The organism is Paracoccus nototheniae, assembly GCF_004335005.1.
GTDB classification, from domain to species: Bacteria; Pseudomonadota; Alphaproteobacteria; order Rhodobacterales; family Rhodobacteraceae; genus Paracoccus; species Paracoccus nototheniae.
In genome coordinates this window covers 25,251-37,896 of sequence record NZ_RQRT01000013.1, presented here as the reverse complement: position 1 = coordinate 37,896, position 12,646 = coordinate 25,251, and the positions used below count along the sequence as shown (strand labels likewise).

At 69.0% G+C, this 12,646-nt stretch carries 10 protein-coding genes; 1 reads left to right on the top strand and 9 read right to left on the bottom strand.

Annotated elements, in window-relative coordinates; translation table 11 throughout:
- Positions 1-91 precede the first annotated feature (91 nt).
- Positions 92-1,015, top strand: coding sequence for a LysR substrate-binding domain-containing protein (locus tag EG885_RS07495; RefSeq protein ID WP_131573858.1), 924 nt, complete (start codon positions 92-94; stop codon positions 1,013-1,015).
- On the opposite strand, the gene EG885_RS07490 is transcribed toward EG885_RS07495, so the two are convergent.
- The 9 genes from EG885_RS07490 to rpiA form a co-directional block, all read right to left on the bottom strand.
- Entirely contained in the window at positions 1,012-3,639 is a 2,628-nt protein-coding gene (locus EG885_RS07490) for an AAA family ATPase (protein WP_131573857.1), read from the bottom strand. The two genes, EG885_RS07495 and EG885_RS07490, sit on opposite strands and share 4 nt — an antisense overlap.
- Positions 3,636-4,757, bottom strand: coding sequence for a metallophosphoesterase family protein (locus tag EG885_RS07485; RefSeq protein ID WP_131573856.1), 1,122 nt, complete (start codon positions 4,755-4,757; stop codon positions 3,636-3,638). Before EG885_RS07485 ends, EG885_RS07490 begins: the two co-directional genes overlap by 4 nt.
- A 34-nt stretch (positions 4,758-4,791) precedes the next feature.
- Positions 4,792-5,229, bottom strand: coding sequence for a DUF2141 domain-containing protein (locus EG885_RS07480; protein ID WP_131573855.1), 438 nt, complete (start codon positions 5,227-5,229; stop codon positions 4,792-4,794).
- 125 nt (positions 5,230-5,354) lie between these two features.
- The gene (locus EG885_RS07475) at positions 5,355-5,678 is read right to left on the bottom strand and encodes a 2Fe-2S iron-sulfur cluster-binding protein (RefSeq protein WP_131573854.1); all 324 of its coding nucleotides are present in this window, start codon (positions 5,676-5,678) and stop codon (positions 5,355-5,357) included.
- A 130-nt stretch (positions 5,679-5,808) separates the two neighbouring features.
- Entirely contained in the window at positions 5,809-7,437 is a 1,629-nt protein-coding gene (locus EG885_RS07470) for a DegQ family serine endoprotease (RefSeq protein WP_131573853.1), read from the bottom strand.
- 215 nt (positions 7,438-7,652) lie between these two features.
- The gene (locus EG885_RS07465) at positions 7,653-8,918 is read right to left on the bottom strand and encodes an SPFH domain-containing protein (protein WP_131573852.1); all 1,266 of its coding nucleotides are present in this window, start codon (positions 8,916-8,918) and stop codon (positions 7,653-7,655) included.
- Entirely contained in the window at positions 8,918-10,240 is a 1,323-nt protein-coding gene (hflK, locus tag EG885_RS07460) for an FtsH protease activity modulator HflK (RefSeq protein WP_131573851.1), read from the bottom strand. The genes EG885_RS07465 and hflK overlap by 1 nt, the downstream gene beginning before the upstream one ends.
- A 115-nt stretch (positions 10,241-10,355) precedes the next feature.
- Positions 10,356-11,747 carry a glutathione-disulfide reductase gene (gene gorA / locus EG885_RS07455; RefSeq protein WP_131573850.1) on the bottom strand — a complete coding sequence of 464 codons (1,392 nt, stop codon included), beginning with the start codon at positions 11,745-11,747 and terminating at the stop codon, positions 10,356-10,358.
- Positions 11,748-11,751: 4 nt separating this feature from the next.
- Positions 11,752-12,507, bottom strand: a complete 756-nt coding sequence (gene rpiA, locus EG885_RS07450) for a ribose-5-phosphate isomerase RpiA (protein ID WP_131573849.1) — start codon at positions 12,505-12,507, stop codon at positions 11,752-11,754.
- Positions 12,508-12,646 lie beyond the last annotated feature (139 nt).

Genomic DNA, 12,646 nt, shown 5'->3' with positions numbered 1-12,646 from the left:
GCAGGGGTCATCGTTGCACCGAACCTATCCCATCGGGGGCGTGACGAAAAACAGTATTTCCACATGAGTTCATGCGCCCTATGCATGAACCATGCGTCAACGCCGGTTCCTGCCCTCGCTGTCCCAGCTGATCGCCCTCGAGGCGGTGATGCGCCACCGGTCGGTCACCGCGGCGGCGGATGAGCTGTCCTTGACCCAAAGCACCGTCAGCCGCCTGATCGCCGCGCTGGAGGATCAGCTGGGCAAGCCGCTGTTTCTGCGCCAGCGCAAGCGCCTGATCCCCACCGCCGAGGCACTGGTCTATGCCGCCCACATCACGCAGGGGCTGGACCTGATCCAGCGTGCCAGCATGGGGCTGATCGCCAATCCGGGCGGCGGGACGCTGTCGCTGTCGGTGCTGCCGACATTCGCGACGCGCTGGCTGGCGCCCCGCATCGGGCAGTTCCTGTCGGACAATCCCGGCATCTCGGTCAATCTGTCGACCAAGATCCAGCGCGTCAGCCTGGCGACCGGGGCCTTTGATGCGGCGATCTATTTCGGGCAGGGCGACTGGCCCGACGCGCATCACATGCGGCTGTTCGATGAACGGCTGACGGCCTGCGCCGCCCCCGGTTTTCTGGCCCGCCATCCGGTGACCGGGACCGCCGACATGGCCGGTCTGCCGATGCTGCAGCTGGAAACGCGCCCGCATGGATGGCAGGCGTGGTTCGCGGCGCAGGGTGGCGGCGGGGTGGCGGTCCGGGGGATGGTGATGGATCAGTTCTCGATGATGATCCAGTCGGCCATCGCCGGGCTGGGGGTGGCGCTGCTGCCCAGCTATCTGGCCGAACCCGAGATCGCCGAGGGTCGCCTGCTGCCCCTGCTGCGCCCCGCCGTTCCGGGCGACGGCGCCTATTGGCTGGCCTGGCCCGACCGGCATCAGGGCGATCCGGCCTTCCTGCGCTTTCGCACATGGATCGCCGCGCAGGTCCGGGCCGCGTTTGGCGCCGATTCGGGGGATGGGCAGCCGGGCTAGATCGCCTCGATCCGGACATGGGCACGGGTGCCGCCAAGCGATTCAAAGGCGCGCTGGCGGCAGGTCAGGACCAGCACCTGCTGATCCGCGGCGACGCGGTGCAGGGCGGTGAACATCGCCTCGATCCGGTCATCATCGGTATGGACCAGCGCATCGTCCAGAATGACCGGCATGGGCCGACCGGCCTGCGCGAACAGCCGCGCAAAGGCCAGCCGGGTCAGGATCGCCACCTGTTCGCGGGTGCCGCCCGACAGCATGTCCAGCGTCTCGGCCTGCCCGTCGCGGGTCAGGGCATGGGGCAGCAGGCTGGCATCGTCGATCTGCAGCGCAGCACCGGGATGCAGGATCGCCAGCAGGGGCTGCAATTCCCGCAACACCGGCTTGAAATAGGCATCGCGCTGGCGGGTCCGGGCCTGATCCAGCGCGGCGCGCAGGCGGGTCAGGGCGGCCATCTCGGCCTCGTAGCGGGCGGCGCGGGCCTCGGTCGCGATGCGGCGACCGGTCAGATCGTCCAGCGTCTCCTCGATCCCCTCTTCGGCGAGAATCTCGATCCGGGTGTTCAGGCTTGCCTGTTCCTGACGCAGCAGCTCCAGATCGCGGCGGGCCTGTTCGGCGGCACTGGCCGCCCGGGTCAACGCGGCCTCGGCCGTGGCCAGATCGGGGGCCGAGGCGGTGAGATCCCGCATCAGCCGTCCCGCCTCGTCGCGGCGCGCAACCAGCGGCGGCAGGCCGGCGCGCAGGGCGTTCAGCCGCAGGGCCAGGTCGTCAGGTTGCCCGGCCTCGTCCAGCACATCCTCCAGCGCGCGGGCGGCGGAACGACGCTCTCCCTCGGCATCGGCGCGGGCTTCGCCTGCGGCAATGGCGGCGTCATGGGCGCCCCTGGCGGTGGCCTGCGCCTCGGCGGCCAGGGCCTCGGCCTCGGCCAGCAGAGGTTCCAGCGGGGCGGCGTCTTCGGTGGCGGCGACGTCTTCCCCGGCCATTGTGGTGGCGCTGGCGTGGGACTGGCGCAGGGCATCGATGCCGTCCGGGGCCAGATCGGCCAGCGTCTGCGTGACCTGCCGCAGGCCGTCGTCCAGACGCTGCGCCAGGGCCATCAGACGCCGCGCCTCGGGCAGGCTGGCCGCGCCGCAATCGGTCAGCGCCGCCGCCAAAGCCTGCTGCGCGGCGGTGAGAGAGGCCGCAACCCCCTGCCCCGCGCCCGGATCGACAATCAATGCGCCAAAGCCCGGCAAAGCCAGCCGCATGCGGGTCAGAACCGGCCACGGCCCCGCGACAGGTGCCGTGCCATCGGGCAGCAGCGCGGGCGGGCCGTCGGGCAGCAGCTCCAGCGTGACGGCCTGAGCCTCGGCCCGCGCGGTCAGGCGGTCCAGCGCGGTCTGCGCCGCCTCCAGCCGGGCCAGCGCGGCAGGCGTGACGACGATCTGCGCCCGCTGTTCGCGGTCGGCCTGCGCCTGCGCCTGCAAGGCCTGCGCCCGGTCCAGCGCGCGGGCCAGATCGGCGGCGCGGGCGGCGGCGGCCTGCGCCAGACGGGTCCGCTGCGCCAGCGCCAGCCGGGCACGCAGATCCTGCACCCTGGCCAGCGCCGCCTGCAGCAGGTCCGCCGCCTGACCGTCGCGCAGCGCCAGATCCCCGGCCCGCGCCTGCGCCTGCGCAGCCTGCGCCACCGCCGCGTCGCGCGCCTGACGCACCTGCGTGACGCGGGCCGACAGCTGTTGCAGCTGGTCGATCTGCTGGCGGGCATTGCCCTCGTCCATCTGCGCCAGCCGCAGATCGCGATCCGCCTGACCGATCCGGTCGGCATGGGCGCGGGCGGCCTGATGCGCCGCCTCGGCCCCGGACAGGGCCTGCGCCCGGCGCTCGGCGGCGGCAGGGTCGGTCAGCTGCGCCAGCTTGCGCGCCACTTCGGCCCGGCGGGCCAGATCACCCGACAGGCGCTGCGCCTTGTCGCGCAATTCGGCCTCGGTCCGGGTCAGGGTCGCCGCCTCGTCCAGCGCGCGGGCCCATTCGCCACCCGCTTTGGGACGCCCCGTCGCCGTGGCCAGCCGCGCCATCTCGGCCCCGACCCGGTCCAGAACGGCGTCCATGCGCCGCCCGCCGGTCATCATGTCGATCTCTCCGGCGACCGAGGACAGAAGATCGCGCCGCGCCCCCAAGCCCTGTTCCCGCGCTCGGCGATCATCCGCGCCCCCACCCTCGGGTTCCAGCCCCAGCAGCCCCTGCCGCACCCATAACAGCCCCGAGGGGCCTGCCAGATCGCCGCCCAGCAGGCGGTCGATCCAGGCCTCGGCCTCGTCCTCCTGCGCGATCAGGCGGCCTGCCGCGTCGGTGATGCGGGCCTGCGGGCGGGACAGGAACCGCTTGGACAGGCGGAACCGGCCTTCGGGCAGCTCGATCTCGACGGTGATCTCGGGCGCGCCGCCCGCATGGGGTTGCAGCGATTTGACCGGCGCGCGGCTGCTGCGATGGCGTTCGAAGAACAGCGCATGCAGCGCGTCAAAAAAGGTCGATTTGCCGAACTCATTGGGTTCCGACAGCACCGTCACCCCATCGCCCAGATCGGACAGGATCGCCCGGCGCCCGGCAAAGCGGCGGATATTGGTCAGCTCGATCCCGCGCAGCTTCATGCCCGGACCTCTTGCGCGAAACTGTACAGCCGCGACAGGGCCGCCGCCGCGATGTCGCGATCGGGCTGGGACAGTTGCGGATCATGGCTGTCGGCCAGCAGGGCCTCGGCTGCATGGCGCAGCGCGCCCGCGCGGTCGATCATGTCCAGATCGTCGGGCCGCGCCTCGACCTGCAGCGCCGACAGATCGGCCTGAAACCAGCCGTAATCGGGCGCCAGCGCCTGCACGCCCGTTTCCAGCGCGGCGCGGTCGGCCAAGGCCAGACGACCGGCGGCAGACAGGCTGACCAGATGATCGCGATGGCCCGATGCGGGCAGCGCGCGGGCCAGCCGGTCGGTCACATCCTCGCCCGGCAGCAAGTCCAGATGCGGGCTGATCCAGCGGAACTGACCGGTGGGCACCGGTTCCACACCGGCCGCCGCACCCGGTCCCGGCAGATCCACCAGCAGCGCCCCCGCCTTCCGGTCGTGCTTGAAGCCGTCGGCCTCGGGGGTGCCGCAATACCATGTGGCGGGGCCGATCTGCATCTGCCCGTGCCAGTCGCCAAGCGCCAGATAATCCAGCCCCGACCGCGCCGCCCGATCGGGAGGGATGATGCCGGAACGGGCCTCGCCCTCGTCGAAATCGGTGATCGGGCCGTGGCCCAGCCCGATGCGCAGCGCGCCTTCGGGGGTGGAGGCGTCCATCGCCTCGGTCAGGTCGCGGCCCGCGCGGCGTTGCGTGCAGGGGGCGGGCAGCAGCCAGACGCCCTCGGCCAGCGACAAGGGCGCGGCATGGGTCAGGGCGGTCAGGTTCGCAGGCCCATCGGCGGCGATCCGGCGCCACAGTTCCGACGCGGCCAGACTGTCGTGATTGCCCGGCAGCAGGAACCAGCGCAGATCGCCATGCCCCGCCATCGCCCGCAGGGCCTGACGCAGCGTGTCGGGCGCCGGAGTTTCGGCGTCAAAGCTGTCGCCCGCCAGCAGCACGACCGCCGCGCCGCCCTGCCGTGCGGACTGCGCCAGACGGTCGATCACACCGTGGCGCGCCTCTTTCAGGCGGTTGCGGATGCCTTCGGGATAACCGCCAAAGGGCTTGCCCAGATGCAGATCCGAGCTGTGCAGAAAGCGAAAGCGCATCGGGCGGGATCCTTTCGGACATCGGACGGGCAGGTCAGGGCTGCAGCTGAATGTCCACAAAGCCCGGATCAGCGCCGATGTCAAAGGCGGCCTCGTCAAAGCGCGGCGGACGCAGGCGCGGGGCGGCCTTGCCCGATACGCCCCAGCCCTCGACGGGCATGCCCAGCAGGTTCACATCCAGCTGCCCGTTGTCATTCGCGTCATGCATCACCGCCACCGCATAACGGCCCGGCGGCACATCGTCGAACCGGCACAGCCCCTGCCCGCCTTGGGGCGTCACGCGCTGGCGCGCAAGACCCGGCCCCTCGGGGAAACCGGCGGCCTCGGCGTGCAGGCTGCAGGCCAGATGGCCGCGATCGTCGGGGATGCCGGTCACCCGCACCTCAAGCCATGCGGCCTGTGCCGAGAGGGCTGTCGCGGCCAACGCCACGGGCGCCAGCATCACAAGATCGCAAAGGCGGGGGCACTGCATCCGGGTCCGGCATCCTTGTCGGTAGGGGCAGTCGCAGGTCACCACGAAATGCCGCCGCCGACAACCGCCCGGCCCCGAAACCGGCGCCCCCAACGATCATGTGACCGGACCGGAGGCGCGCCCGATCAGATCTGGCGTTCGGGCATCTGCACGACCAGACCGTCCAGATCCGGCGTCACCTTGATCTGGCAGGTCAGACGGGACCGCGCCGGATCGGGCTGATAGGCGAAATCAAGCATGTCGTCTTCCATCGCGTCGCGCGGCGGCAGCTTGTCGGTCCAGGCGGGATCGACATAGACATGGCAGGTCGAGCAGGCGCAGGCGCCGCCGCAATCGGCGTCGATACCCGGAATGCCATTGTCGCGCGCGCCCTCCATCACGGTCATGCCCGGACGGACCTCGACCACATGCGGGGTGCCGTTATGTTCGATATAGGTAATCTTTGCCATGTCGCTGGTTCCCTTAGGTCTTGCCGGCCCTTGTCCCCTGCAGGAATTAGGGGATCGGGGCCGGATTGAAAAGGGGGCAGCCCAACGGCCGCCCCCTTCGTTTCGCTTCGCCACGCCGCGGTTTCGTCGCTTACGGCGCAGCGTCCGCGTCGGGTGCGGCATCGGGTGCCGCGTCATCCGAACCCTCGGCCTCGCCCAGAGGCAGGGCCACGAACAGCGGCTCTCCGGCGCGCCGGATCAGCACCAGCACCGATTGGCGCCCGGCCTCGCGCGCCTCGTCCACGCGGGCGCGCAGATCGGCGACCGAGGTCACGGCCTGCTGGTTCACATCGGTGATGATGTCACCCGCGGACAGACCCTTTTCGGCGGCAGGGCCTTCAGGGTCGATATCGGTGATGACCAGACCGCGCGCATCCCGCGCAGCCCCCAGCTCGGCGGCCATTTCGGGCGTCAGCACGGTGACCGACATGCCCAGCAGCTCGCTTTCTGCGGGCTCATCGGCGGGGGTGGCAGCCTCGTCGCCGCCCTGGGCGGTCTCGCGGCGGCCAAGCGTCACGTCCAGCGTCTGTTCGTCGCCGTCGCGCATCACGATGACCTGCACCGTCTCGCCTGCCGGGGCCTCGGCCACGCGGCGGACCAATCCGCGCGTATCCTCGACCTCGGCCCCGTCAAAGCGGGTGATCACGTCGCCGGTCTGCAGACCCGCATCGCGCGCCGGACCTTCGGGCACGTCGGTGATCATCGCCCCGGCCGAGGCCTGCAGACCCATCGCCTCGGCCATTTCCGGCGTCAGATCCTGGATCATCACGCCCAGCCAGCCGCGCCGGGTTTCCCCGAACTCCTGCAACTGCGCCACGACCTGCGACACCACGTTCGAGGCCATCGAAAAGCCGATGCCGATCGAGCCGCCATTGGGCGACAGGATCGCGGTGTTCACGCCGATCACCTCGCCCTGCAGGTTGAACAGCGGCCCGCCCGAGTTGCCCCGGTTGATCGCCGCATCGGTCTGTAGATAATCGTCATAGGTGCCCGACAATTCGCGGTTGCGCGCCGAGACGATGCCCGAACTGGCCGAAAAGCCCTGCCCAAGCGGGTTGCCAAGTGCCAGAACCCAATCGCCCACACGGGCCGCGTCGCTGTCGCCGAAGGTGACAAAGGGGATCGCCTCGTCGCTTTCGACCTTCAGCAGCGCCACGTCGGTATTGGGATCGGTGCCCACCACCTCGGCCGGCAGGCGCTGACCGGCATAGAATTCGACCTCGATCTGGTCGGCGCCCTCGATGACGTGGTTGTTCGTCACGATATATCCATCCGCCGAGATCACGAAGCCCGAACCAAGCGCGTTCGAACGCTGCGGGCTGCGCGGACTGGGCATGCCTTCGGGCGCGCCGGGACCGCCCGGCATTCCGGGCATGCCGAACTCGCGGAACAGGTCGGAAAACGGGCTGCCCTCGGGAAAGGCGGGGCCGCCGGTCGGCTGCGACACGACCGAGGTCGTGGTGATGTTCACCACAGCGGGCGAGACCTGTTCGGCAAGATCGGCGAAGCTGCCCGGCATCACCTGCGCGGCATCGGCCTGACCGGCCTCGGTCCCAAGGGGTCGGTTGGCTTCGGCGGCCTCTTGGGCCTGCTGGCTGACTTCGGGGGCGACGTCGTCATTGGCGGGATCCGCCACCTGCTGCGCGCCCGCATAGCCAAGGCCCACCGTCAGCGCCAGGGCCGATGCGGTCAGGATATGGCGAGGAAAAAGCGGTTTCATGCTGGATGTCCTCATCTCTCGATGGCAGCCGGACAAGGCAGATGCCTTTGGCTGCCGGGTGGATATGAACGCGATATGGGGTGGGGTTGCAAATAAACCACGCTCTCGGGCTGTGAACAGATCGTGATTTTCATTGCAGACCCCATCAGTGGGCCGCGTCAACCGACAGGGCGAAACGGAAAACGGGCGGGGTGATCCCCCGCCCGTCGTCATGGTCAGTTGGCCGGGGCGGGTGCCGGTTCGGCCGCTGCGGGGTCCGCCTCGGCCTCGGGTGCCGCAGCCTCGGGGGCTTCAGCCTCCGGTGCGTCGGCCTCGGGGGTCGCGGCAGGCGCTTCGCCTTCGGGGGCGCCCTCTGCCGGTGCGCCTTCGATGGTCGCCTCGGGCGACAGGATCTCGGATTCCTGCTGCGGCGGGGTCGCCAAGCTTTCGGGAACCGGGGTCAGCCGGACGCCCGAGGTTTCGCCAAGCGGATTGCCCTCGCGGTCGGTGACCTCGGGCGTGACCAGCCCTTCTTCGTCACCCAGATCCGTCGCCTCGGGCGTATCGAACTGGGCTGCCGAATTGCCCGCAGGAACGGGGGTCGAGGCCGGGCTGGCCGCATCCCCGCCATCGGTGGACAGATAGGTGAAGAACTCGCTGTCCGGCTGCATCACGAACGAGCTGTTCTGCCCGCCCAAAGCCCGCTGATACGAGGTCAGCGAGCGCGTGAAGGCAAAGAATTCGGGATCGCGGCCATAGGCATCGGCATAGATCGCGTTTCGTTGCGCATCGGCCTCGCCTCGGACGATCTCGCCCCGACGGCGCGCTTCCGAGGTCAGCTCGACCATGGTCCGGTCGGCGGCGGCACGGATCCGCTGCGCGGCCTCGTTCCCGCGCGCGATCTCGTCGGCGGCCTCGCGTTCACGTTCGGCCCGCATCCGGCCATAGGTCGCGGCAAGGTTCTGTTCGGGCAGATCCGTGCGGGTCAGACGGATATCGATGATCTCGATCCCAAGCCCGCCGGAATTGCCACGCGCCTCGTCGCGGATCTGGTTCATCAGCGCAGTCCGGTCATCCGACAGAACGGCGGTCGAGGGCACGGTGCCCAAAACCTCGCGGATCGAGTTCCGCACGATCGGCTCCAGCCGCATCTGCGCGCTTTCGACACCGCCCGCGCCGACAGCCTGCCGGAAGCGGACCGGATCGGTGATCCGCCAGCGGGCAAAGGCATCGACGACCAGACGACGGTCATCCAGCGGCGTTACCTCCAGCGGGCTGGTGGGCATGCCAAGGATGCGGGCGTCATATTTGACGACATTGTCGATGAAGGGCAGCTTGAACCCAAGCCCCGGCGTTTCCTGAACATCGACGACCTGCCCGATGCGCAGAACCAGCGCCTTTTCACGCTCGTCCACGATGAAGATGGACGAGGCCGCCAGAACCGCCACGACGATCAGCGCGGGCACGGCCAGAGTGGTCAACAGCTTGCTGCGGGCGGCCATCAGTTCGTCCCTCCGGTGGTGGTTGCGGGGCTGGTGGTCGGCTGGCTGCCTGGCAGGGTGTTCAGCAGACCGGTCGTCGCATCACGCACGGCGGCGGCATTGCCCGCCGCATTGCCCGATGTGCCGGACCCTGTGCCGCGCAGCTGGTCCAGCGGCAGATAGGGCACGACGCCCGACCCGCCCTCGCCGCCACCGACACCCTCGCCGATGATGATCTTGTTCACATCGGCAAAGACCTGTTCCATCGTTTCCAGATACATCCGGCGACGGGTGACCTCGGGCGCGTTCACATATTCCTCGTAGATCGAGTTGAAACGCGCGGCCTCACCTGCGGCGGTGTTGACCGCCTCGGCCCGGTAACCCTCGGCCTGTTCCAGCACCTGCGCGGCATTACCGCGGGCCTGCGCCAGAACGCGGTTGGCATAGGCGTCAGCCTCGTTTTCCAGACGGTCGCGTTCCTGCTGCGCGGCCTGAACCGAGCGGAAGCTGTCGATCACCTCTTCGGGCGGATCGGCGCGGTCAAGGTTGACCCGGACCACGTTGATCCCCGACTGATAGGCATCCAGCGTCGACTGGACCGAGGTCTGCAGATCGGACGCGATCGCGCCCCGGTCGCGGTTCAGAATCGGCGCCAGCTCGGTCCGGGCGATAATGTCGCGCATCGCCGATTCCGCCACGGCACGCATCGTGTCCGCCGGATCGGCCAGATTGAACAGATAGGCCTGCGGGTCGCGGATGTTCCAGACGACCTGATATTCCATGTCCACGATGTTCTGATCACGGGTCAGCATCAGCCCGCTATCGGTCGATCCGGCCTGGCCGCGTCCGATCTCGGTCACGCGCTCGTTGGTGACGGGCACGACCTCGGCGGTGACAAAGGGCCAGGGGGCAAAGTTCAGACCCTCGGTGCCGACATTGACGGCGCGACCGAACAGAAACTCGACCGATTGCTCGTTCGTCTGCACCCGGTAGAAGCTGGCAAAGGCCCACAGGCCCACGACGACCAGACCGGCCACCGCCACGGTCGACCGGTTCAGGCCGAAATTCGGCCCCATCGGGCTGCGTCCGCCGCCCCCGCCACCGCCGGTGCCGCCCCCATTGCCGCGACCGCCCATCAGAACGCGCAGGCGTTCCTGGCCCTTCTTCATCAGGTCTTCGATCTCGGGCCGGTTCGGCTCTCCGCCCGGTCCGGGGCGGCGCGATCCGTTCGGCGGCTGCTGATCGCCCCAGGGACGACCTGCAGGCTTCTTGTCACCACGATCCCCGTCATCCCGGCCGCCATTTCCGCCGCCGCCTCCGCCCCAGGGGCCCTGATTTGCCATCCGATAGACCTTCTTTCGTTGGAATTTCCGTTAGTTGAAAACTGGGGCGCGGGGCCGAAAAGTCAACCCTGCGCCCCCCGTACAGGCGCGACCCAGCGCCGCGCCCACGCGATTGTCAGCCCTTCGCACCCCCCGCGGGCCCCTCATGGCGGCGGGTGGGCGTGCGCATCGTCACCAGCTCCTCGGCTGCGGTGGGATGGACGGCGATCGTCGCATCGAACTGCGCCTTGGTGGCGCCCATGCCGATGGGGATCGCGGCCAGCTGGATCATCTCTCCGGCTTCGGGGCCAAAGATGTGGCAGCCCAGCACCCGGTCTGTGGCCGGATCGACCAGCAGCTTCATCATCACCTTGGCATCGCTGCCCGCAAACATCGACCGCATCGGCCGGAAGGTGGTCGCATAGACATCGACCGGACCCTGCGCACGCGCCTCTTCCTCGGTCAGCCCGACGGTGGCCAGTTCGTGCGGGCGCAGATAGACGGCGCTGGCGACGATCGAATGATCGACCTTGCGCGGCTTGGCGCCAAAGACCGTATCGACAAAGCTGTGACCCTCGCGGATCGCGACGGGCGTCAGGTTGATCCGGTCGGTGACGTCGCCCACGGCAAAGATCGAGGGCACCGAGGTCTGCGACCAGTCATCGACCGCAATCGCGCCATTGGGTTTCACAGCCACGCCGGTCGCCTCAAGCCCCAATCCCCTTGTATAGGGATCGCGCCCGGTCGCCATCAGCACAGCATCGAAGTCTTCGCGGCTGCCATCGTCGAAGGTGACGGCGATGCCCTCGCCCGACCGCTCCAGCGCGGCAGGGGTCAGGCCAAGCCGCAGATCGACGCCCACCGCGCTCAGCTGCAGGGTCGCCAGATCGCGCGCCTCGCGGTCGAACCCGCGCAGCACCGCATCGCCGCGATAGGCCTGAACCGTGTCGACGCCCAGACCCGCCAGAATGGTCGCGAATTCACAGGCGATAAAGCCGCCGCCGACCAGCAGGATGCGACCGGGCAGCCTGTCCATCAGGAACAGATCGTCCGACACCATCGCCAGTTCCTCGCCCGGAATGCCGATGGGCGCGGGGCGCCCGCCGGTGGCGATCAGGATATGGCGCGCAGTCTTGCGGGTGCCGTCCGCCAGCGCGATCTCGTGATGCCCCACCAGCGTGGCACGCTGGTCGTGAACCTCGACCCCCGCCCGGCTCAGCCCGGCACGATAGATCAGCTCCAGCCGGGTCAGCTCGGCATCCAGCTTGTCTCGGAACGTCTCCCAGCTGAAGGGCCCGGCCTGTGCCTCGGCCCAGCCATAGCCACGCATCTCCTCGGCCATCAGCCCGGCCTGGGACGCAAAGATCATCAGTTTCTTGGGCACGCAGCCACGAATGACGCAGGTGCCGCCCATGCGGCTTTCCTCGGCCAGCCCCACCTTGGCGCCGTATTCCCCGGCGGCGATCCGCGCGGCGCGCACGCCCCCCGAACCGCCACCGATCACGAACAGATCATAGTCGAAACTCACAGCCTCAGTCTCCTTCATGGGCCAGCATGTCGGCATCGATGCCGTCGTCGCGGGCCAGTTCGACCACGCTGCCATCCTCGCGCCCGATGATCGCCAGATCGCACATACCCAGAAACAGCCCGTGCTCGACAATGCCCGGAATGCCCTGCAGCGCCCGCGACAGCGCAACCGGATCGGGGATCTGGCCCAGATGCAGGTCCAGAATGAAATTGCCCTCATCCGTCACCAGCGCATCGCTGCCGGTCAGCCGCTGCAACACGTCGCGCCCGCCCAGATCCAGTTCTTCCAGTGCGCGCCGGATCAGCGTGCGGGTCGTCTCGAACCCGAACTGCAAGACCTCGACCGGCAGGGGAAAGGCGCCCAGCACCTCGACCACCTTGCCGGGATCGGCAATGACGACCATCCGGTCGCTGGCAGCGGCCACGATCTTTTCGCGCAGATGGGCGGCGCCGCCGCCCTTGATCAGATGCAGATGCGGATCGACCTCGTCGGCGCCGTCGATGGTCATGTCCAGCCAGCCGATCTGGTCCAGCCCCTCGACCCGCAGGCCAAGGCTTTCGGCCAGCTGGGCCGTGGCTTTCGATGTCGCGGCACAGCGCAGGCTCAGCCCTTCGGCCGCCACCCGCGCGGCCAGTTCGCGCACCATCACGCTGGCGGTCGAACCGGTGCCAAGGCCCAGCCTCATCCCGTCCGCAACCAGCGCGACGGCGGCCCGCGCAGCGGCCAGCTTGGCCGGATCGGTCTGCAACGATTGGCTCATGACGACATCCCTTCCGCAACACTCGGCGCACTTATAGGCCAAGCCGCGCCCAAGCGCGAGAGCCGCAGCCCCCCTTCCCCACCCGAAAAAGACGCCCCACAACTCTTCTTCACGAAAATATCCTCGGGGGGAGTCCCGG

Coding starts and splice junctions, on each gene's coding strand:
- EG885_RS07495 (WP_131573858.1), top strand. CDS start 92: ATGCGTCAACGCCGGTTCCTGCCCTCGCTGTCCCAGCTGATCGCCCTC.
- EG885_RS07490 (WP_131573857.1), bottom strand. CDS start 3,639: ATGAAGCTGCGCGGGATCGAGCTGACCAATATCCGCCGCTTTGCCGGG.
- EG885_RS07485 (WP_131573856.1), bottom strand. CDS start 4,757: ATGCGCTTTCGCTTTCTGCACAGCTCGGATCTGCATCTGGGCAAGCCC.
- EG885_RS07480 (WP_131573855.1), bottom strand. CDS start 5,229: ATGCAGTGCCCCCGCCTTTGCGATCTTGTGATGCTGGCGCCCGTGGCG.
- EG885_RS07475 (WP_131573854.1), bottom strand. CDS start 5,678: ATGGCAAAGATTACCTATATCGAACATAACGGCACCCCGCATGTGGTC.
- EG885_RS07470 (WP_131573853.1), bottom strand. CDS start 7,437: ATGAAACCGCTTTTTCCTCGCCATATCCTGACCGCATCGGCCCTGGCG.
- EG885_RS07465 (WP_131573852.1), bottom strand. CDS start 8,918: ATGGCCGCCCGCAGCAAGCTGTTGACCACTCTGGCCGTGCCCGCGCTG.
- hflK (WP_131573851.1), bottom strand. CDS start 10,240: ATGGCAAATCAGGGCCCCTGGGGCGGAGGCGGCGGCGGAAATGGCGGC.
- rpiA (WP_131573849.1), bottom strand. CDS start 12,507: ATGAGCCAATCGTTGCAGACCGATCCGGCCAAGCTGGCCGCTGCGCGG.